We start from the raw sequence: 19,448 nt of genomic DNA, 5'->3' as shown, positions 1-19,448 counted from the left end.
TTATAACTGATACCCAGCAACTCACCGATTATAAACCCTGAAAGGATAGTGTTATGAAATACCATTCAGCACCCCTCATTCCGCACAAATCCGCCCTCATGTCCGCGCCGGCTAATCTGCTGGCGGAAGAGGTCTGTCTGCCTGCCGCGCTGCTAAAAAAGTCGGCGCTGGAAAATAATATTTCATGGATGCAGCGCTACGCCGATGCCCGCGGCGTATCGCTGGCGCCGCATGGTAAAACGACAATGACGCCATGGATATTTCAGGCGCAGCAGCGAGCGGGAGCGTGGGGGATCGGCGTGGGCAGCGCCTGGCAGGCCAGCGCGGCGATGGCCAGCGGCATCCAGCGCGTCCTGATGGTCAATCAGCTGGTCGGTAAGGCCAATATGCAGGTGGTCGCGCAGCTAAAAGCCCACTACCGGGCAGTGGATTTTATCTGCTGTGTAGATAGCGAGACCAACGTGCGCGCCCTCTCCGCGTTCTTCGCCGCCCAGGGGCAAACGCTGGATGTGCTGATTGAACTTGGCGTGCCGGGCGGGCGCTGCGGCTGTCGTAGCGTGGATGACGCGCTGGCATTGGCGCAGCGGGTCAGCGACCTGCCGGGGCTACGGCTACGCGGTCTGGAATTGTATGAAGGGGTCCTGCACGGCGACGATCCGCAACCGCAGGTGGAAGCGCTATTACAACAGGCTGCAGCGCTAGCCTGCCGCATGGAGCCGCTGGTTGACGGCGAATTTATTCTCACCGGCGCGGGCACCGTCTGGTATGACGTGGTGTGCAACATCTGGCTGGCGGCGGCAAAACCGCGCCGCTGCCGTATCGTCATTCGCCCTGGCTGTTATATCACCCACGATCGCGGGATCTACGATCTCGCCCAACAAGCGCTGATCGCCCGCGATCCGATTGCCTGCGATCTCGCCGGCGATCTTACATCAGCGCTGGAGCTGATGGCGATGGTGCAATCGGTGCCTGAGGCGGATCGCGCGGTGGTGAATTTCGGCAAGCGCGACTGCGCCTTCGACGCCGGGCTGCCGCAGCCGATCGCCCATTATCGTAACGGCCAGCAGTTAGCGCTGCGCGCGGAGTCGATCGTCAGTATCGGCATCATGGATCAGCACTGCATGCTGCGCCTGGCGCCGGGCAGCGATGTGCAGGTTGGCGATATTCTGCTGTTCGGCACCTCGCACCCCTGTCTGACCTTTGATAAGTGGAAGACGTTGCTGCTGGTCGATGACGACTACAACGTGCTGGACGAGCTCGACACGCTGTTTTGACAGGCATCCCGGGTGGCGGCGCTTCGCGCCTTACCCGGGCTACACAATCCGCGACGTTCGGTAGCCCGGCTAAGCGTAGCGCAAGCCGGGGGATGCCCCGGTGGCGGCGCTTCGCGCCTTGCCCGGGCTACACAACCCGCGACGTTCGGTAGCCCGGCTAAGCGTAGCGCAAGCCGGGGGATGTCCCGGGGGACGGCGATTCGCGCCTTACCCGCCCTGGCGCAAGGCGCAAATCTCATCATGCAATGAACGGCTGATGGCGACCCCCTGCCGCTCACTCTGCTGGCGGCAGGCGAAACGCCGCTCGCCCGGCAGCCGCGCGCCCTGATCCTGCATCGCATTGAACAGGGTTTCGGCGCGCGCCAGCTGCTCCTGTGCCTGCGCGCCGAGAAAACGCTGCGGATCCAGCGCCAGAATCAGTTCTCCGCCGTAGGGTAAACCGCCCGCGCCGTTATCCCACGCCAGCGATTCGGCGCTGGTCATATCGCCGATAAGCGGCCCGGCCAGCAGCTCAACCATTGCCGCCAGCGCCGAGCCCTTATGGCCGCCGAAGGTTAACATCGCGCCGTTCAGTACCTCTGTGGCATCGGTCGTCGGCTGCCCCTGGCTGTCGATTCCCCACCCTTCCGGTAGCGCTTTGCCAGCACGCTGATGCAGCTGGATTTCGCCGCGCGCCGCGGCGCTGGTCGCCATATCCACAATAAACGGCGGTTCCTCCCGCCGCGGCCAGCCAAAGGCGATAGGGTTGGTGCCGAACAGCGGACGGGTGCCGCCCGCCGGGGCGACCCAGGCATGGCTTGGCGTACAGGCCAGCCCCACCAGCCCTGCCTCAGTCAACGGCTCAATATCGGCAAACAACGCGGAAAAATGGACGCAGCGGTTAATCGCCAGCGCCGCAATACCGCTGTGCCGCGCTTTCTCCAGCAGCAGCGGTAGCGCGCGTTCGTAGGCCAGCAGCGAAAAGGCGCCCCCGGCATCCGCCCGCACAATCGCCGGCGCCTGGTCGTGGATCTGCGGCTCGGCATCAGGCGAAACCTTACCTTTACGCAAGGTATCGACAATGCCCAACAGCCGCCACAGGCCGTGGGAAGCGCAGCCGTCGCGCTCCCCGGCAGCCACGTTACGGGCGATGGCCGCCGCGTGGTCGGCGCTGAATCCATTGGCGCTGAGCACCGCCAGCGCCAGGTCATAAGCTTCTGGTAACGATAGAGTTACCGACCCCATACTGTTCTCCTTTACTCTTCTTCGTCTCCGCTAAAATTAGCCTGCGGCAGACAGCTGCGCGCGCCCCAGTAATAAATCCCCAGCGACATCGCCGCCACCAGCACCGTATCCCAGGGGTGACCAATAACATTAAGCCCGCCGAAGCTGCCCAGCCAGGAAAAGAGGATAATCAACGCATAAAAAGCGATCAGCCACAGCGAAGACTTCACCTGCTGCGCCAGGCTCACGGTATGTTCCGGCACCTTGCCTTTGCACATCACATACACCACAAACATCACGATCTGCAGCCCCAGCAGCCACGAGAGCGTATTCCAGCCGGACCAGTAGACGATCAGCGCCGAGACCATAAACGACACCGGGCCGATGATGCCGAAGGCGCGCACGCGGAACGGCCGCGGCAGATCCGGGGCGTTGCGGCGCAGCCCGGCGGCGGTCACCGGGGCGATGGCGTAGCTCAGCACCAGGGCCGCCGACACCACGCTTATCAGCTGTTCCCAGGAGGGGAACGGCAGCGTCCAGAAAATCGACAGCCCAAAGGTCAGCCACAGCGCCGGGCGCGGAATACCGGACGCTTTATCAATATGGGTAAAGGCTTTAAAGAAAGTACCCGCCTTCGCCCAGCCGTAGATCACCCGCGGCGTCGCGTTCATATAGATATTGCCGGTGCCGCTCGGGGAGATGATCGCATCGCTTATCACCATAAAGGCCAGCCAGCCCATGCCGAGGGTAATGGCGATATCGCGATACGGCAGCGAGAACTGTTTGCTCACTTCGGCCCAACCGCCGTTCAGCATCTCGGTGGGGATACTGCCAAGGAACGCCAGCTGCAGCAGCACGTAGATAATCGTCGACAGCACCACTGATAAAATCAACGCGATAGGGATAGTCCGCTGTGGCTTTTGTACTTCGCTGGCCACCGAGATAATCGGCGTCAGTCCCAGATAGGCGAAGATAATTCCCCCGGCGCTGATCGCCGCTTCCACCCCGGACATACCAAACGGCGCAATGCCCTGAACATGCAGGTTCTCAGGTTTAAAGAAGGCGAACAGCGTGACCACCACCAGCAGCGGCACCAGAAACTTGAGCACGCTGATGAAGTTGTTCGAGCGGGCGAAGGTCTTGACGCTGTAGTAGTTCAGCGCGAAGAAGAAACAGAGCAGCAGGAACTGCACCCCCCACCCCAGCAGCGTCGGCGAGCTGGAGCCCGGCTGGGTCAGCGCCGGAAACCAGGCCGCGGCATATTGCCGGGCGGCGACAATTTCTATCGAGATCAGGCTGGAGAAGGCGATCAGGGTGATGAACCCCAGCAGATAACCCATCAGCTCGCCGTGGGAAAAGACCGGGTAACGAATAATGCCGCCGGCGCGCGGCAGCGCCGCCCCCAACTCGCAGTAGACAATCCCCAGCAGTAGCACCGCAAAGCCGCCGATCACCCACGACGCGATACCGGCCGGACCGGCAATGGATGCCACATGGCTGGCGGCGAATAACCATCCGGAGCCGAAGATCGCCCCCAGGCCGATAAAGGTGAGGTCGGTCAGGGTCAGCTGTTTTTTAAACTTACCCGACTCCGCAACGCGGGTTTGACTGTTATGCGTAGTGTGAATGGTCATGGTGATGCCCTTGCGTCAATGAGAGGAGGAAATCGCTTCCCGGGTCCACTGGCCGTTGACCAGGCGCAGCAGGTTTAAAGGGTTCGCATCCTGCAGCGCCGGCGGTAACAGGGCGGCCGGCGCATTCTGCAGGCAGACCGGGCGCAGAAAACGCTCAATCGCCCGGCTGCCGACCGACGTCCCGCGCGCATCGGTCGTCGCCGGCCATGGGCCGCCGTGGACCATCGCATCGCACACTTCCACGCCAGTGGGATAACCGTTAAACAGCACCCGTCCGGCCTTCTCGCACAGCAGCGGTAGCAGACTCGCCGCCAGCGGGCCGTCGTCCGCTTCCGCGTGCAGCGTCGCGGTGAGCTGTCCTTGCAGCGCTTTCACCACCGCCTGCAGTTGGGCCGCGTCGTCCACTTCCACCAGCAACGATAGCGGGCCGAAAACTTCGGTCTGCAGCAGCGTATCCTGCGCCAGCAGATCCTCGACCTGAGCCTGCCACAGCTGGGTTTGCGCCTGCCCGGCGCCGGCGGCGAGGCCGCTCGCCAGCCTCTCGATACGCGGATGCGCCGCCAGCGCCGCCACGCCCTGGCGGTAGTGCTGAAGGGTCGGCGCATTGAGCAACACCTGCGGCGCGCAGCCCGCTACCGCCGCGCACAGCGCCGACTTAAAGCGTTCCAGTCCGGCGCCGCGCAGCGCCAGAATCAGCCCCGGACGGGTACAGAACTGGCCGCCGCCGAGGGTGAATGACGCCACCAGCGCGTTCGCCAGCGCCTCGGCCCGTGTCTGCAGCGCCTGCGGCAGAATAATCAGCGGGTTAATCGCCGACATTTCAGCAAACAGCGGGATTGGCTGCGGGCGCTGCTGCGCCAGCTGATATAGCGCCTTACCGCCGGCCAGCGAGCCGGTAAAGCCAACGGCCTGAATCGCGGGATGGCGGACTAATTCGGCGCCGATATCCGTCCCGAAAATCATATTGAATACGCCGCCGGGTAACCCACACCGCGCGACCGCCCGGACGATCGCGTCAGCGGTCAGCTCGGCGGTGGCCATATGGCCCGCATGGGCCTTCACCACCACCGGGCAGCCAGCCGCCAGCGCCGAGGCGGTATCGCCGCCAGCGGTGGAAAAGGCCAACGGAAAGTTGCTGGCGCCAAACACCGCCACCGGCCCTAACGCCTGCTGATATTGACGCAGGTCCGGGCGCGGCAGCGGCTGACGGTCGGCTAAGGCGGTATCAATACGGGCGGCGAAGGTATCCCCGCGCAGGATCACGCCAGCAAACATCCTCAGTTGGCCGCTGGTTCGCGCCCGCTCGCCCTGCAGCCGCGCCAGCGGCAGCGCGGTCTCCTGTTCGGCGATAGCAAAAAACGCCTCCCCCAGCGCGTCCAGTTCATCGGCAATGGCGCAGAGAAAGTGCGCCCGCTGCTGCGGCGCGGTCTGTGAATAAACGGCAAACGCCTGCTGCGCCGCCTCCGCGGCCTGGGCAGCCTCCGCGCGGGAAGCCGGATAAAAGCGATGGCCGGTGGCTTCGCCATCCACCGCCCGCAGGCTCAATAGCGTCGCTTCGCCGCTGGCAACGCGGCGTCCGGCGATAAACTGCCGTCCCGCCGTGGTTTGAGATGCATTCATACTGACTCCTGTGCTCAGAGGCCAACGTCCGGCAGGGCAGGACGAGTCGCCAGCGCCTGTTCCACGATCGCCACCACCTGCTGGCGCGTTTCGCCTTCCAGCGCCAGACGCGGCGGACGGGTCACAGCGTTGCCGCGTCCGAGTAGCTCTTCGCACAGTTTGATGCACTGCACCAAATCCGGACGCGCATCGAGATGCAGCAGCGGCATGAACCAGCGGTACAGCGCCATCGCTTCTTCGTAACGCTGTTGGCGGGCGAGACGGAATAACGTTTCCCCTTCGCGCGGGAAGGCGTTGGACATTCCGGAGATCCACCCTTCCGCGCCGACGGCGATGCTTTCCACCACCACGTCATCCAGCCCGGCAAACAGCACGAAGCGGTCGCCAACGGTGTTACGCAGGTCGATAAAGCGGCGGGTATCGCCGGAGGAGTCTTTAAAGCAGACGATGTTGTCGCAATCGGTCAGGGTGGCGAGAATGTCCGGCGTCACGTCGTTTTTGTAAATCGGCGGGTTGTTGTAGACCATGATCGGCAGGTCGGTGGCGGTGGCCACGCTGCGGAAGTGGGCGGCGGTTTCATGCGGTTTTGAGGAGTAGACCAGCGCCGGCATCACCATGATCCCGTCGACGCCGACGCGCTCCGCCTCTTTCGCCATCTTCTGGGCAAAGGCGGTGGTGAACTCGGCCACCCCGGCGATCACCGGAATTTTGCCGCCGGCGGCATCTTTCGCCACCTCGATAATCTGCAATTTTTCATCAGTGCTCAGGGAGGTGTTCTCCCCTACGCTGCCGCACACCACCAGCCCGGAAACGCCATCTTTGACCAGGTTTTTCATCACCGCGTGGGTGGCGTCTAAATCGAGGGAGTAATCGCTACGAAACTGCGTGCTAACCGCCGGGAATACGCCGCTCCAGTGAATCGCTTTATTGCTCATGCTCGGTTCCTTGTCGTCATTTTGTTAAGTCGAGGTGAATGATTGGTGAATATTCACTGACAGATTGACGCGTCGCGGAACCGGCGGCTTGTCGGTTTTCCCTTAATCCGATGACGAAATTAGCACAGTCGACAAAAGTGTGAGCCAGCCGTTATCCCTGCAGCGTCAGGCGAAAATCGCGCGGCGTCGAGCCGGTCATCGCTTTGAACTGGCGGCTGAAGGCGCTGTGATCGGTATAGCCGCACTGCAAGGCGATATCGGTAATCGGCGTATCGCCGGCCAGCAATTCGGTGGCTTTTTCCAGACGCACTTTGTGGATCATCTGCCGCGGCGTGAGATGAAAGATCCGTTTGCAGTAGCGCTCGATCTGCGCAATCGACATCCCGCTCAAGGCGGTCAGCTCTTCCATGGCGATCGGCCGGTGATAGTGGCGGCGGATATGATCGTCGACGATCGCCAGCCGCTGCCACGCCGGATGGCGGGCGTGGGCCTCCTGCAGATCGTGAGAGATCCCGGCCATGCCGATCACCTGTCCGCGGACATCGCGCAGCGCCAGCTTCTGCGTCAGGCACCAGCCGCGTTCCCGGCCATTGTAGAGATGCATTTCCAGCTGGTCGCGCAGGGTCACGCCCTCCCGCAATACCCGAAGATCCTGTTCGGTGTAACCCTGACCCAGCGCGGAAGGAAAGACGTCGGCGGAGGTTTTCCCCAGCAGCGAGGAGACGGTTTTGAAACCGCAGCGGCGGGCCAGCGTCAGATTCGTCAGCAGATAACGCGCTTCGCTGTCTTTGATAAAAAAGACCACGTTGGGGATGGCATTGAGCAAGGGGGCGATCAGCGCCAGGGCATTGAGCAGCGCCGCCATATTCTCCGGCCGCTGGCGCGCCAGCCCTTCGCAGATCTGGCTCAGCTCATCGACCGCCAGCTCCGGTTGATTAACAGCGCGCGGCGGCGCCGCTTCAGACACACCGATCATAGGGCTTCCTCATGGTAAGTGACCGAAGGATATTTATTCACTTCCTGTTAACACCTCAAGCGGCAACCGCCGGTTTTGCGATCCTGGATCCGCTTTACGCCTTCCCCTGGTTTATCCACTGGCGCAATCGCCACTTTCGATTTACCACGCCATTAACAGAATGATTAATAAGAAATAATTATGCACCATATGAACATCCCCCCAGCGCTATTATGCCGATTTCGTCATTATCTCTGCCGAAAGCGTTCAAGCCGCCCGTCACGGGTTGCGCCAGCATGATGAAACATGTTGTTAACTTCCGGAGAGCAGAATGACCGCGCCACGCCCCCCTATTGCGCTGAGAGCCATTGATTCACACACCGGCGGCGAACCCACCCGCCTGATCGTTGACGGCTTCCCCGACCTCGGCGGCGGCAGCATGGCGGAGCGTCGCGACCGTTTCGCCCGTGACTTCGATCGCTGGCGTCAGGCGGTGATTCTCGAACCGCGCGGCAGCGATGTGCTGGTCGGCGCGCTGCTTTGCAAACCGATCTCGGCGGCGGCCACCGCTGGCGTCATTTTCTTCAACAACGCCGGTTTTCTGAATATGTGCGGCCACGGCACCATCGGGCTTATCGCCTCGCTGGCGTGGCTTGGCCGTATCCAGCCAGGCGTTCATCTGATTGAAACCCCGGTCGGCGACGTAAGCGCCACGTTGCACGACGATGGCAGCGTATCGGTGCAAAACGTCCCGGCCCGCCGCTGGAAAAAGCAGGTCCGCGTGGAGACCGCGCGGGGTCCCGTCATCGGCGATATTGCCTGGGGCGGCAACTGGTTTTTCCTGATTAACGATCACCCGTTAGCCATTACCCCGGCGCACATTCCACAGCTCACCGACTACGCCTGGGCGGTGCGCGAGGGGCTGGAGGCCGCGGGGATCCGCGGCGACGACGGCGGCGTTATCGACCATATCGAGCTGTTCGCCGATGACGATGCCGCCGACAGCCGCAGCTTCGTACTCTGTCCGGGAAAGGCCTGGGATCGTTCGCCGTGCGGCACCGGCACCAGCGCCAAGCTGGCCTGCCTGGCGCAGGATGGCAAACTCCAGCCGGGAGCGATCTGGCGCCAGGCCAGCATCATCGGCAGCCAGTTTACCGCCAGCTACCAGCGCGCCGCCGCAGGCATCATTCCAACGATCCGCGGCGAAGCCTGGGTGTGCGGCGATAACCAGTTGATCCTCAACCCGGACGATCCCTTCTGCTGGGGGATCGCGCCGTGAAGCCGTGCGATGTCATCGTGATCGGCGCCGGGATCATCGGCGCCGCCTGCGCGTGGCAGCTGGCGAAGCGGGGGCAGAAAGTGACGCTTATCGATGACGGTCAACCCGGCGCCACAGCGGCAGGTATGGGCCATCTGGTGTGCATGGATGACGATCCCGCCGAACTGGCGCTGTCGGCGTGGTCGCTGGCGCGCTGGCGCGCCATCACCCCGCGGATGCCCGCCACTTGCGCCTGGCGCGGCTGCGGCACGCTGTGGCTGGCGGAAAGCGAAGAAGAGATGGCCGTCGCGGGTGAAAAACAGCGGCGGCTGGCTGGCTATCAGGTCCACAGCGAACTGCAGACCCCACAGCAGATCGCCGGGCGCGAGCCGCTGCTGCGCAGCGGGCTGGCCGGCGGGCTATGGGTACCCGGCGACAGCATCGTCTACGCGCCAAACGTCGCCCGCTGGCTGATGGCCGATGCCGGAGACCATCTCACCTGCCTGCACGACAGCGCGCAGGCGATTACCGAACCGGAGGTGCTGCTCGCCAGCGGCAAACGGCTACAGGCGCGGGCCATCGTGGTGGCCTGCGGCCTGGAGGCCAATACGCTATTGGTGGAAAACTGGCTGCGGCCCAGGAAGGGTCAGCTGGCAATTACCGATCGCTACGGGCCGCGGGTGCATCACCAGCTGGTTGAGCTGGGCTACGGCGCCAGCGCCCACGGCGGCGGTACCTCGGTAGCGTTTAACCTGCAGCCGCGGCCCACTGGCCAGCTGCTGATTGGCTCTTCGCGCCAGTTCGATAATCGCGAGCGCCAGCTGGATCTCCCCTTGCTGGGGCAGATGCTCGACCGCGCCCGCCATTTTGTGCCGGCGCTGGCGACGCTGAATATCATCCGCTGCTGGAGCGGCCTGCGCGCCGCCTCGCAGGATGGCAATCCGCTGATCGGCCCGCACCCCACGCGCCGCGGTGTATGGCTGGCGCTGGGCCATGAAGGACTGGGGGTCACCACCGCCCCGGCGACGGCTGAGCTGCTGGCGGCGCAGATCCTCGGCGAACGCTGCCCGCTGGCGCCTGAGGCCTGGCTCCCGGCCCGTCTGTACCATCAGGAGGCGATCGCATGAATAGCACGCTCAATATCACTGTCGATGGCGAAGCGCTGACGGTGCCGGAAGGTATCAGCGTGGCGGCAGCGCTGGCGTTGACCGGCGATCCCACCACCCGCCAGGCGGTTAACGGCGACCCCCGCGCGCCGTTTTGCGGCATGGGGGTCTGCCAGGAGTGCCGGATCACCGTCGACGGCCGGCGGGTGCTGGCCTGCCAGACCCTGTGCCGGGCCGGCATGCAAATAGAAAGGAGCCGCTATGTACACGCTGCGCTGTGACATTTTAATCCTCGGCGCCGGCCCCGCCGGCATGGCGGCAGCCCTCGCTGCCGCCGCCTGCGATAAACAGGTCATTATTCTCGACGATAACCCCGCCCCCGGAGGGCAAATCTGGCGCGCCGGCCCGCAGACGACGCTGCCCGCCCTGGCCCGGCGCTACCGCGACGCCATCGCCGCGTCTGCCGCCATCCGGGTGGTGAACGGCGCGCGGCTGATTGCCCGCCCCTCCGCGCGCAGCGTGCTGTTTGAAACCGCCGACGGCGGTGGCGTGGTTTACTGGCGGAAACTGATCCTCTGCTGCGGCGCGCGCGAGCTGTCGCTGCCCTTTCCCGGCTGGACCTTACCCGGCGTGACCGGCGCGGGCGGCCTGCAGGCGCAGATCAAACATGGCCTGTCGCTAAAAGGCGAAAAAGTGGTGATTGCCGGCAGCGGCCCGCTGCTGCTGGCGGTGGCGGATACGGTGAACAAGGCCGGAGGCCAGGTAACGAATATCGTTGAGCAAGCGCCGCTCCCGGCGCTGCTGCGCTTCGCCAGCGGGCTGTGGCGCTGGCCGCAGAAACTGCGCCAGTTAGCAACGCTGGCTCCGAAAGGCTATCTTAGCGGCGCCCAGGCGATCCGCGCCCACGGTACAACGCGGCTGGAAGCCGTGACGCTGCGCCAGCGCGGCGTCGAGCGGACTGTCGCCTGCGATCGGCTGGCCATCGGCTACGGGCTGGTGCCCAATATCGAGACGGGGCTGCTGTTCGGTTGCGCCACGGCGCAGGAGGCGATCCAGGTTAACCGCTGGCAGCAGACCAGCCTCGCGGATATTTACGCCGCCGGGGAGTGCACCGGTTTCGGCGGGAGCGAGCTGGCGCTGGCGGAGGGCGAAATCGCCGGGTATGCCGCCGCCGGGGCCAGCCAGCAGGCCCAGGCGTTATTTGCCCGTCGCGCCCGCTGGCAGCGCTTCGCCACGGCCATCAACAGCACCTTCCGGCTGGCGGAGTCGTTGAAAAACGCGGCGACGCCGGAGAGCCTGCTGTGCCGTTGCGAAGATGTGCGCTGCGGCGATGTGGCAACCGCCGACGACTGGCTACAGGCCAAGCTTACCCAGCGCTGCGGAATGGGCGCCTGTCAGGGGCGCACCTGCGCCGCCAGCGCCCGCTGGCTATATGGCTGGCCGCTGCCGCAGCCGAGAGAGCCGCTGTCTCCCGCCCGTGCGGAAACGCTTATTGCCCTCGCCAGGCTGAGCGCCGAGCCGTAACCGCTACTCTTCTTCATCACCGCGCCCGGCAGGGACGCCAAGCGCAATAAACTCCTCCAGCAGCGAGGTCAGTTGCTGCAGCTTTTCCGTAGTGAACTGAGCCTCCAGCAGGCGATAGGTTTCTTCCACCTCCGCCTGGGCGCTTTCGTACAGCGCGGTTCCGGCAGGCGTCAGCGAGACGTACAGCTTGCGCTGATCGTTAACCGGCTTCAGCCGCAGCACCAGTCCATCCCGCTCCATGCGCGTCAAAATCCCGGTCAGACTGGGGCGCAGAATACAGGCGCGAAAAGCCAGATCGTGAAAGTCCATTGACGGACGTTCGGCGAGGATACGCACGATCCGCCACTGCTGTTCGGTGAGATTGTGTCGTTTGACGATCGGTCGAAAGTAGGCCATCGCCGCTTCACGCGCCTGCAACAAGGCAATGGTTAATGAATCATGCATAGTATTCCCTCAACGGCCTCATCTAAAACTTATTAACAACTTAATAATTAGCTTTAATCCTGCCATGTACAACCGGTTTCTGCACCTGAAAAGTACCAGCCTTTCCCAGAAAAATATTCAAATATTTGATTAATAACGAATAAGTTATTGATGTGTAAATATTGTGTTAATCCGATCACAAAACATTCACTTCCAGTTGCTAAACCTCATCGCAAAGCATAAAAGATGATCATTAATATATTAACGAAATCCCTTTGAACCGAAATCAGTCCCAGAGGAGTGGTGAATGAAAGGTACCATCTTCGCCGTTGCGCTCAATCATCGCAGCCAGCTCGACGCCTGGCGCGAGGCGTTTCAACAGGCCCCCTACAAAACGCCGCCGAAAACCGCGGTCTGGTTTATCAAGCCGCGCAATACCGTGATTGGCGATGGCGAGGCGATCCCCTATCCGCAGGGCGAAACCGTGCAAAGCGGCGCCACCGTGGCGCTGATTGTCGGCAAAACCGCGCGCAAGGTGGCGGCGGAAGAGGCGGCGAACTATATCGCCGGCTACGCGCTGGCGAACGACGTCAGCCTGCCGGAAGAGAGTTTTTATCGCCCGGCGATCAAGGCCAAGTGCCGCGATGGTTTCTGCCCCGTCGGCGCGCTGTCGCCGGTGCGCAACGTCGATAACCTGACCATCATCACCGAAATCAACGGCCGCGAAGCGGACAGCTGGCATACCGGCGATCTGCAGCGTAACGCCGCGCAGCTGCTGAGCGCCTTGAGCGAATTCGCCACTCTCAATCCCGGCGACGCGATCCTCATCGGTACGCCCCACTCCCGCGTTACGCTGCGTCCCGGCGATCGCGTACGTATTCTCGCCGAGGGCTTCCCGGCGCTGGAAAACCCGGTTGTCGCAGAAGGAGAGCTGGCATGAAACAGGCACGTATTGAATGGCAGGGACAGGTACGCGATGCGGTGGTCGATGAACGCGACCAGGTACGCCTGGACGATGGCACGGTATTGAAAGAAGGTGAATTCCGCTGGCTGCCGCCCGCCGACGGCACGCTGTTCGCGCTGGGGCTGAACTACGCCGACCACGCCAGCGAGCTGGCGTTTAAGCCGCCAACCGAGCCGCTGGTGTTTATCAAAGCGCCAAACACCTTTACTGGCCACCAGCAGCAGTCGGTACGCCCGGATAACGTGGAATACATGCACTACGAAGCTGAACTGGTGGTGGTGATCGGTAAAACCGCCCGCCGCGTCAGCGAAGCCGAGGCCATGGACTATGTCGCCGGCTATACCGTCTGCAACGACTACGCGATCCGCGACTATCTGGAAAACTACTACCGGCCAAACCTGCGGGTGAAAAGCCGCGACACCCTGACGCCGATCGGCCCGTGGATCGTCGGCAAAGAGGCGATCCCGGATCCGCATAATCTGGCCCTGCGCACCTGGGTCAATGGCGAGCTGCGCCAGCAGGGCACCACCGCCGATCTGATCTTCAGCATCCCGTTTCTCATCGCTTACTTAAGCGAATTTATGACCCTGCAACCGGGCGACATGATCGCCACCGGCACGCCGAAAGGGCTGTCCGACGTGGTGCCAGGCGACGAGGTGATCGTTGAAGTCGAGGGCGTGGGCCGCCTGGTCAACCATATCATCAGCCAGCAAGCGTATGAGGAGACACTGTCATGAAAAAGATTAACCATTGGATCAACGGTAAAAACGTTGCCGGCGCAGACTATTTTCATACCACCAACCCGGCCACCGGCGAAGTGCTGGCGGAAGTCGCCGCCGGCGGTGAAGCCGAAGTCCATCAGGCGGTAGCGGCGGCGAAAGAGGCCTTCCCGAAGTGGGCTAACCTGCCGATGAAAGAGCGCGCGCGTCTGATGCGCCGCCTCGGGGATCTGATCGATCAGAACGTCCCGGAGATCGCGGCGATGGAAACCGCCGATACCGGTCTGCCTATCCACCAGACCAAAAACGTGCTGATCCCGCGCGCCTCCCACAATTTCGAGTTTTTCGCCGAAGTGTGCCAGCAGATGAACGGTAAGACCTATCCGGTCGACGACAAGATGCTGAACTACACCCTGGTGCAGCCGGTGGGCGTCTGCGCGCTGGTGTCGCCGTGGAACGTGCCGTTTATGACCGCCACCTGGAAGGTGGCGCCGTGCCTGGCGTTGGGGAATACCGCGGTGCTGAAGATGTCCGAGCTGTCGCCGCTGACCGCCGACCGTCTGGGCGAACTGGCGCTGGAAGCGGGTATTCCGGCGGGGGTACTGAACGTGGTGCAGGGCTACGGCGCGACGGCGGGCGATGCGCTGGTACGCCACCATGACGTGCGCGCGGTATCGTTTACCGGCGGTACCGCCACCGGGCGCAACATCATGAAAAATGCCGGTCTGAAAAAGTACTCCATGGAGCTGGGCGGCAAATCGCCGGTGCTGATTTTCGAAGACGCCGATATTGAGCGCGCCCTCGACGCCGCGCTGTTCACCATCTTCTCGATCAACGGCGAACGCTGCACCGCCGGCTCGCGCATTTTCATTCAGCAGAGCATCTACCCCGAGTTCGTTAAGCGCTTCGCCGAGCGCGCTAACCGCCTGCGCGTCGGCGATCCAACCGACCCGAACACCCAGGTTGGCGCGCTGATTAGCCAGCAACATTGGGAGAAAGTCTCCGGCTATATCCGCCTCGGCATTGAAGAAGGGGCGACCCTGCTGGCCGGCGGCGCGGATAAACCGTCCGACCTGCCGGCGCATCTGAAAGCCGGCAATTTCCTGCGCCCGACGGTGCTGGCGGATGTCGACAACCGCATGCGCGTCGCGCAGGAAGAGATTTTTGGCCCGGTCGCCTGCCTGCTGCCGTTCAAAGACGAGGCGGAAGGGCTGCGCCTGGCGAACGATGTGGAATACGGCCTGGCGTCGTATATCTGGACCCAGGACGTCAGCAAAGTGCTGCGTCTGGCGCGCGGTATTGAAGCCGGGATGGTGTTCGTCAACACCCAGAACGTCCGCGACCTGCGTCAGCCGTTCGGCGGCGTGAAGGCCTCCGGCACCGGCCGCGAAGGCGGCGAGTACAGCTTTGAAGTGTTCGCCGAAATGAAAAACGTCTGCATCTCGATGGGCGACCATCCGATCCCGAAATGGGGAGTCTGATATGGGTAAGTTAGCGTTAGCAGCAAAAATCACTCACGTGCCGTCGATGTACCTGTCTGAGCTGCCGGGGAAAAACCACGGCTGCCGCCAGGGCGCTATCGACGGGCATAAAGAAATTGGCAAGCGCTGCCGGGAAATGGGCGTCGATACCATCATCGTGTTCGATACCCACTGGCTGGTCAACAGCGCCTACCACATCAACTGCGCCGACCATTTCCAGGGCGTCTACACCAGTAACGAACTGCCGCACTTTATTCGCGACATGACCTACGACTATGACGGCAACCCGGAGCTGGGTCAGCTCATCGCCGACGAGGCGGTGAAGCTCGGGGTACGCGCCAAAGCGCACAATATTCCGAGCCTGAAGCTGGAGTACGGCACCCTGGTGCCGATGCGCTACATGAACAGCGATAAGCACTTCAAGGTGGTGTCCATTTCCGCCTTCTGTACCGTTCACGACTTTGCCGACAGCCGCAGGCTGGGCGAAGCGATCCTCAAAGCCATTGAGAAATATGACGGCACCGTGGCGGTGCTGGCCAGCGGCTCGCTGTCGCACCGCTTTATCGACGATCAGCGTGCCGAAGAAGGCATGAACAGCTACACCCGCGAGTTCGATCATCAGATGGATGAGCGGGTGGTGAAGCTGTGGCGCGAGGGCAAATTTAAAGAGTTCTGCACCATGCTGCCGGAGTACGCCGACTACTGCTACGGCGAAGGCAACATGCACGACACGGTGATGCTGCTCGGTCTGCTGGGCTGGGATAAATACGACGGCAAGGTGGAGTTTATCACCGAGCTGTTCGCCAGCTCCGGCACCGGCCAGGTTAACGCCGTGTTCCCGCTGCCGGCGCAGGCGTAAGGAGGCCCTATGCCGCATTTTATCGCCGAATGTACCGACAACATCCGCGAGCAGGCCGATCTGCCTGGGCTGTTCGCCAAAGTCAACGAGGCGCTGGCCGCTACCGGCATCTTTCCGATCGGCGGGATCCGCAGCCGTGCCCACTGGCTGGATACCTGGCAGATGGCCGACGGCAGGCAGGATTACGCCTTTGTCCATATGACGCTGAAGATCGGTGCCGGGCGCAGCCTGGAGAGCCGTCAGGACGTGGGAGATATGCTGTTCGCGCTGATCAAATCCCACTTCGCGGCGCTGATGGAGAGCCGCTACCTGGCGCTGTCGTTCGCCATGGAAGAGCTCGATCCGACGCTGAACTACAAACAGAACAACGTGCACGCCTTATTTAAATAACGTGCAAATTGCTCGGTGGCGCTGCGCTTACCGGGCCTACAGCGGCCATGAATTGTAGGCCGGATAAGCGAAGCGCCATCCGGCAATACAATGCCACAGGAATCACTATGCTCGATAAACAGACCCGAACCCTGATTGCCCAGCGGCTGAATCAGGCCGAAAAACAGCGTGAACAGATCCGCGCGATCTCGCTGGATTATCCGTCGATCACCATTGAGGACGCCTACGCCGTACAGCGCGAGTGGGTCGAGATGAAGATCGCCGAAGGCCGCGTACTCAAAGGCCACAAGATCGGCCTGACCTCAAAAGCCATGCAGGCCAGCTCGCAGATCAGCGAGCCGGACTACGGCGCGCTGCTTGACGATATGTTCTTCCACGACGGCAGCGATATCCCCACCGACCGCTTTATCGTTCCGCGTATCGAAGTCGAGCTGGCGTTCGTGCTGGCCAAACCGCTGCGCGGCCCGAACTGCACCCTGTTTGATGTCTACAACGCCACCGACTACGTGATCCCGGCGCTGGAGCTGATTGACGCCCGCTGCCACAACATCGACCCGGAAACCCAGCGCCCGCGTAAAGTGTTCGACACCATTTCCGATAACGCCGCCAACGCCGGGGTGATCCTCGGCGGCCGCCCGATCAAGCCCGACGAGCTGGATCTGCGCTGGATCTCCGCCCTGCTGTATCGCAACGGCGTGATTGAGGAGACCGGCGTCGCCGCGGGGGTGCTCAATCACCCGGCCAACGGCGTGGCCTGGCTGGCCAACAAACTGGCGCCGTACGATGTCCAGCTCGAAGCCGGGCAAATCATCCTCGGCGGCTCCTTCACCCGTCCGGTCCCGGCGCGCAAGGGCGATACCTTCCACGTCGACTACGGCAACATGGGCGCCATCAGCTGCCGCTTTGTCTGAGGAGAGCAACATGAACAACGCTTTTAAAGCGGCGCTTAAGGCCGGGCGTCCGCAAATCGGCCTGTGGCTGGGGCTGTGCAGTAGCTACAGCGCCGAACTGCTGGCCGGCGCCGGCTTCGACTGGCTGCTGATCGACGGCGAACACGCGCCCAACAATGTGCAAACGGTGCTGACCCAGCTTCAGGCCATCGCCCCCTACCCCAGCCAGCCGGTGGTTCGCCCATCGTGGAACGACCCGGTACAGATCAAACAGCTGCTGGATATCGGCGCGCAAACCCTGCTGGTGCCCATGGTGCAGAACGCCGACGAAGCGCGGCTGGCAGTCAGAGCCACCCGCTACCCGCCCGCCGGCATTCGCGGCGTCGGCAGCGCGCTGGCCCGCGCCTCGCGCTGGAATCGGGTGCCGGATTATCTTCACCAGGCCAACGACGCCATGTGCGTCCTGGTACAGATTGAAACCCGCGAAGCGCTGAAAAATCTGCCGCAGATCCTCGATGTCGACGGGGTGGACGGCGTGTTTATCGGCCCGGCGGACCTCAGCGCCGATATGGGCCATGGCGGCAATCCGCAGCACCCGGAAGTGCAGGCCGCCATTGAACAGGCCATCCAGCAAATCCGTCAGGCCGGTAAGGCGCCGGGGATCCTGATGGCCAATGAAGCGCTGGCGAAGCGCTATCTCGAACTGGGCGCGCTGTTCGTCGCCGTCGGCGTCGATACCACCCTGCTGGCGCGCGGCGCAGAAGCGCTGGCGGCCCGTTTTACCCACACCGCAACGACCACAACCGATAACAATAAATCCGTCTATTGAACGGATAATGTGGAGCGCAACATGACTACCTCTACCCTGCAACACAATGATAATAAAGCCGTTGAAGTAGAAAACCGGGTGATCAAAAAGCTGTTCCGCCGCCTGATTACCTTCCTGTTTGTTCTCTTTGTTTTCTCATTTTTGGACCGCATTAATATCGGCTTCGCCGGCCTGACGATGGGCAAAGACCTCGGTCTGACCTCCACCATGTTCGGCCTGGCGGCGACGCTGTTCTACGTCACCTACGTGCTGTGCGGGATCCCCAGCAATATCATGCTGGCGAAAGTCGGCGCGCGCCGTTGGATCGCCGGAATTATGGTGGTCTGGGGGATCGCCTCGACCTGCACCATGTTCGCCACCAGCCCGCATACGCTGTACATCCTGCGCATGCTGGTCGGCATCGCCGAGGCTGGTTTTCTACCGGGGATCCTCGTCTATCTGACCTGGTGGTTCCCGGCCTACCATCGCGCCCGCGCCAACGCCCTGTTTATGATCGCCATGCCGGTGACCATGATGCTCGGATCGATACTTTCCGGCTATATTCTGGCGCTCGATGGCCTGTGGAACCTGAAGGGCTGGCAGTGGCTGTTTCTGCTGGAAGGCCTGCCGTCGGTGGTGCTCGGCGTCGTCACCTGGTTCTTCCTCAACGACACGCCGGATAAAGCCAACTGGCTCGATAGCGAAGAAAAACAGGCGCTGAAGGCGATGATCGATCGTGAACGGGAAAATGCGGCGGTCGTTCCGGCTTCGCCGCGTTCCACGCTGCGCGAAGTCCTGACGCCAGCGGTGCTGATGTATACCCTGGCCTACTTCTGCCTGACCAATACCCTGAGCGCCATTAATATCTGGACGCCGCAGATCCTGCAGAGCTTCAACACCGGCAGTAGCAACATCATGATTGGCCTGCTGGCGGCGATCCCGCAGTTCTGCACTATTTTCGGCATGATCTGGTGGAGCCGCCGCTCCGACCGGCGCAAAGAGCGCAAGATGCATACCATCCTGCCCTACCTGTTCGCCGCGGCGGGTTGGCTGCTGGCTTCGGCAACTCACCACAGCCTGATCCAGCTGATCGGCATTATTATGGCTTCGGTGGGATCCTTTACCGCGATGGCCATTTTCTGGACCACCCCGGATCGGGTGATCAGCCTGCAGTCGCGCGCGGTGGCGCTGGCGGTGATCAACGCCATCGGCAACGTCGGCTCTGCCGTCAGCCCGCTGTTGATCGGCATTTTGCGCGATACCACCGGCAGCTTTAGCTCCGGGCTGTGGTTTGTCGCCGGGCTGCTGATTGTCGGCGCGCTGGTGCTCACCCGCATTCCAATGAGCCAGCGTGAGGACGCCGCCGCCGCGCCGGGCTTAGCGGCGCAAAAAGGCCACTAAGGAG

Annotated in this window: 19 protein-coding genes and 1 pseudogene; 14 read left to right on the top strand and 6 right to left on the bottom strand. The window is 62.5% G+C overall.

The genetic code is table 11. The annotated features are described in order from the left end of the window. Window positions 1–53 precede the first annotated feature (53 nt). Window positions 54–1,274, top strand: coding sequence for an amino acid deaminase (locus tag MKR05_RS23155; RefSeq protein ID WP_044525290.1), 1,221 nt, complete (start codon window positions 54–56; stop codon window positions 1,272–1,274). Window positions 1,275–1,481: 207 nt separating this feature from the next. On the opposite strand, the gene MKR05_RS23150 is transcribed toward MKR05_RS23155, so the two are convergent. The 5 genes from MKR05_RS23150 to MKR05_RS23130 all read right to left on the bottom strand — a co-directional run bounded on the left by MKR05_RS23150 (window position 1,482) and on the right by MKR05_RS23130 (window position 7,642). After that, window positions 1,482–2,498 (bottom strand): Ldh family oxidoreductase, encoded by a 1,017-nt coding sequence (locus tag MKR05_RS23150; RefSeq protein ID WP_032454766.1) that lies wholly within the window; start codon window positions 2,496–2,498, stop codon window positions 1,482–1,484. Between the two features lie 11 nt (window positions 2,499–2,509). Beyond that, window positions 2,510–4,111: an APC family permease gene (locus tag MKR05_RS23145; protein WP_060591511.1), complete on the bottom strand. Its 1,602-nt coding sequence runs from the start codon at window positions 4,109–4,111 to the stop codon at window positions 2,510–2,512. A 15-nt stretch (window positions 4,112–4,126) separates the two neighbouring features. Next, window positions 4,127–5,731, bottom strand: coding sequence for an aldehyde dehydrogenase (NADP(+)) (locus tag MKR05_RS23140; protein WP_101989873.1), 1,605 nt, complete (start codon window positions 5,729–5,731; stop codon window positions 4,127–4,129). Window positions 5,732–5,745: 14 nt separating this feature from the next. After that, window positions 5,746–6,666: a dihydrodipicolinate synthase family protein gene (locus MKR05_RS23135; protein WP_101989874.1), complete on the bottom strand. Its 921-nt coding sequence runs from the start codon at window positions 6,664–6,666 to the stop codon at window positions 5,746–5,748. Window positions 6,667–6,817: 151 nt separating this feature from the next. Beyond that, entirely contained in the window at window positions 6,818–7,642 is an 825-nt protein-coding gene (locus MKR05_RS23130) for an AraC family transcriptional regulator (protein ID WP_064158446.1), read from the bottom strand. A 310-nt stretch (window positions 7,643–7,952) separates the two neighbouring features. Between MKR05_RS23130 and MKR05_RS23125 the strand changes: the two genes are divergently transcribed. The 4 genes from MKR05_RS23125 to MKR05_RS23110 are packed head-to-tail and all read left to right on the top strand — an operon-like array spanning window position 7,953 to window position 11,509. Then, window positions 7,953–8,900: a 4-hydroxyproline epimerase gene (locus tag MKR05_RS23125; RefSeq protein WP_101989875.1), complete on the top strand. Its 948-nt coding sequence runs from the start codon at window positions 7,953–7,955 to the stop codon at window positions 8,898–8,900. Continuing rightward, window positions 8,897–10,006, top strand: coding sequence for an FAD-binding oxidoreductase (locus MKR05_RS23120; protein WP_101989876.1), 1,110 nt, complete (start codon window positions 8,897–8,899; stop codon window positions 10,004–10,006). Before MKR05_RS23125 ends, MKR05_RS23120 begins: the two co-directional genes overlap by 4 nt. After that, window positions 10,003–10,266, top strand: coding sequence for a (2Fe-2S)-binding protein (locus tag MKR05_RS23115; protein WP_032455020.1), 264 nt, complete (start codon window positions 10,003–10,005; stop codon window positions 10,264–10,266). Before MKR05_RS23120 ends, MKR05_RS23115 begins: the two co-directional genes overlap by 4 nt. After that, window positions 10,247–11,509, top strand: a complete 1,263-nt coding sequence (locus MKR05_RS23110) for an FAD-dependent oxidoreductase (RefSeq protein WP_137910600.1) — start codon at window positions 10,247–10,249, stop codon at window positions 11,507–11,509. Before MKR05_RS23115 ends, MKR05_RS23110 begins: the two co-directional genes overlap by 20 nt. Before the next feature lie 3 nt (window positions 11,510–11,512). Here MKR05_RS23110 and hpaR read toward each other — a convergent pair whose 3' ends face one another. Then, the gene (gene hpaR / locus MKR05_RS23105; protein WP_002887503.1) at window positions 11,513–11,953 is read right to left on the bottom strand and encodes a homoprotocatechuate degradation operon regulator HpaR; all 441 of its coding nucleotides are present in this window, start codon (window positions 11,951–11,953) and stop codon (window positions 11,513–11,515) included. 64 nt (window positions 11,954–12,017) lie between these two features. Between hpaR and MKR05_RS23100 the strand changes: the two are divergent. From MKR05_RS23100 to hpaX, 9 genes and pseudogenes are all read left to right on the top strand, one after another. Continuing rightward, window positions 12,018–12,182 (top strand): annotated as a pseudogene (locus tag MKR05_RS23100) (hypothetical protein). 57 nt (window positions 12,183–12,239) lie between these two features. Next, window positions 12,240–12,872, top strand: a complete 633-nt coding sequence (locus MKR05_RS23095) for a fumarylacetoacetate hydrolase family protein (protein WP_049014166.1) — start codon at window positions 12,240–12,242, stop codon at window positions 12,870–12,872. Then, window positions 12,869–13,633: a fumarylacetoacetate hydrolase family protein gene (locus MKR05_RS23090; RefSeq protein WP_044525284.1), complete on the top strand. Its 765-nt coding sequence runs from the start codon at window positions 12,869–12,871 to the stop codon at window positions 13,631–13,633. Before MKR05_RS23095 ends, MKR05_RS23090 begins: the two co-directional genes overlap by 4 nt. Then, window positions 13,630–15,096, top strand: a complete 1,467-nt coding sequence (gene hpaE, locus MKR05_RS23085; protein ID WP_023291851.1) for a 5-carboxymethyl-2-hydroxymuconate semialdehyde dehydrogenase — start codon at window positions 13,630–13,632, stop codon at window positions 15,094–15,096. The genes MKR05_RS23090 and hpaE overlap by 4 nt, the downstream gene beginning before the upstream one ends. A 1-nt stretch (window position 15,097) precedes the next feature. Continuing rightward, window positions 15,098–15,955 (top strand): 3,4-dihydroxyphenylacetate 2,3-dioxygenase, encoded by an 858-nt coding sequence (hpaD, locus tag MKR05_RS23080; protein WP_002887492.1) that lies wholly within the window; start codon window positions 15,098–15,100, stop codon window positions 15,953–15,955. A 9-nt stretch (window positions 15,956–15,964) separates the two neighbouring features. Next, on the top strand, window positions 15,965–16,345 hold the full coding sequence (locus tag MKR05_RS23075) for a 5-carboxymethyl-2-hydroxymuconate Delta-isomerase (RefSeq protein ID WP_023291850.1): 381 nt from the start codon (window positions 15,965–15,967) through the stop codon (window positions 16,343–16,345). A 107-nt stretch (window positions 16,346–16,452) separates the two neighbouring features. After that, window positions 16,453–17,256 carry a 2-oxo-hept-4-ene-1,7-dioate hydratase gene (hpaH, locus tag MKR05_RS23070; protein WP_002887487.1) on the top strand — a complete coding sequence of 268 codons (804 nt, stop codon included), beginning with the start codon at window positions 16,453–16,455 and terminating at the stop codon, window positions 17,254–17,256. Window positions 17,257–17,266: 10 nt separating this feature from the next. Further along, window positions 17,267–18,064 (top strand): 4-hydroxy-2-oxoheptanedioate aldolase, encoded by a 798-nt coding sequence (hpaI, locus tag MKR05_RS23065; RefSeq protein ID WP_044525283.1) that lies wholly within the window; start codon window positions 17,267–17,269, stop codon window positions 18,062–18,064. A 21-nt stretch (window positions 18,065–18,085) separates the two neighbouring features. After that, window positions 18,086–19,444, top strand: coding sequence for a 4-hydroxyphenylacetate permease (gene hpaX / locus MKR05_RS23060; RefSeq protein ID WP_023291848.1), 1,359 nt, complete (start codon window positions 18,086–18,088; stop codon window positions 19,442–19,444). Window positions 19,445–19,448 lie beyond the last annotated feature (4 nt).

Origin of the sequence: Klebsiella sp. K5-204, assembly GCF_030128585.1 — a bacterium.
GTDB classification, from domain to species: domain Bacteria; phylum Pseudomonadota; class Gammaproteobacteria; order Enterobacterales; family Enterobacteriaceae; genus Klebsiella; species Klebsiella quasipneumoniae.
This window is presented reverse-complemented; position numbering and strand designations above follow the sequence as displayed.

What these genes read in the sequence shown, in the direction of transcription:
- MKR05_RS23155 (WP_044525290.1), top strand. Translation starts at nt 54, where the DNA reads ATGAAATACCATTCAGCACCCCTCATTCCGCACAAATCCGCCCTCATG.
- MKR05_RS23150 (WP_032454766.1), bottom strand. Translation starts at nt 2,498, where the DNA reads ATGGGGTCGGTAACTCTATCGTTACCAGAAGCTTATGACCTGGCGCTG.
- MKR05_RS23145 (WP_060591511.1), bottom strand. Translation starts at nt 4,111, where the DNA reads ATGACCATTCACACTACGCATAACAGTCAAACCCGCGTTGCGGAGTCG.
- MKR05_RS23140 (WP_101989873.1), bottom strand. Translation starts at nt 5,731, where the DNA reads ATGAATGCATCTCAAACCACGGCGGGACGGCAGTTTATCGCCGGACGC.
- MKR05_RS23135 (WP_101989874.1), bottom strand. Translation starts at nt 6,666, where the DNA reads ATGAGCAATAAAGCGATTCACTGGAGCGGCGTATTCCCGGCGGTTAGC.
- MKR05_RS23130 (WP_064158446.1), bottom strand. Translation starts at nt 7,642, where the DNA reads ATGATCGGTGTGTCTGAAGCGGCGCCGCCGCGCGCTGTTAATCAACCG.
- MKR05_RS23125 (WP_101989875.1), top strand. Translation starts at nt 7,953, where the DNA reads ATGACCGCGCCACGCCCCCCTATTGCGCTGAGAGCCATTGATTCACAC.
- MKR05_RS23115 (WP_032455020.1), top strand. Translation starts at nt 10,003, where the DNA reads ATGAATAGCACGCTCAATATCACTGTCGATGGCGAAGCGCTGACGGTG.
- MKR05_RS23110 (WP_137910600.1), top strand. Translation starts at nt 10,247, where the DNA reads ATGTACACGCTGCGCTGTGACATTTTAATCCTCGGCGCCGGCCCCGCC.
- hpaR (WP_002887503.1), bottom strand. Translation starts at nt 11,953, where the DNA reads ATGCATGATTCATTAACCATTGCCTTGTTGCAGGCGCGTGAAGCGGCG.
- MKR05_RS23095 (WP_049014166.1), top strand. Translation starts at nt 12,240, where the DNA reads ATGAAAGGTACCATCTTCGCCGTTGCGCTCAATCATCGCAGCCAGCTC.
- MKR05_RS23090 (WP_044525284.1), top strand. Translation starts at nt 12,869, where the DNA reads ATGAAACAGGCACGTATTGAATGGCAGGGACAGGTACGCGATGCGGTG.
- hpaE (WP_023291851.1), top strand. Translation starts at nt 13,630, where the DNA reads ATGAAAAAGATTAACCATTGGATCAACGGTAAAAACGTTGCCGGCGCA.
- hpaD (WP_002887492.1), top strand. Translation starts at nt 15,098, where the DNA reads ATGGGTAAGTTAGCGTTAGCAGCAAAAATCACTCACGTGCCGTCGATG.
- MKR05_RS23075 (WP_023291850.1), top strand. Translation starts at nt 15,965, where the DNA reads ATGCCGCATTTTATCGCCGAATGTACCGACAACATCCGCGAGCAGGCC.
- hpaH (WP_002887487.1), top strand. Translation starts at nt 16,453, where the DNA reads ATGCTCGATAAACAGACCCGAACCCTGATTGCCCAGCGGCTGAATCAG.
- hpaI (WP_044525283.1), top strand. Translation starts at nt 17,267, where the DNA reads ATGAACAACGCTTTTAAAGCGGCGCTTAAGGCCGGGCGTCCGCAAATC.
- hpaX (WP_023291848.1), top strand. Translation starts at nt 18,086, where the DNA reads ATGACTACCTCTACCCTGCAACACAATGATAATAAAGCCGTTGAAGTA.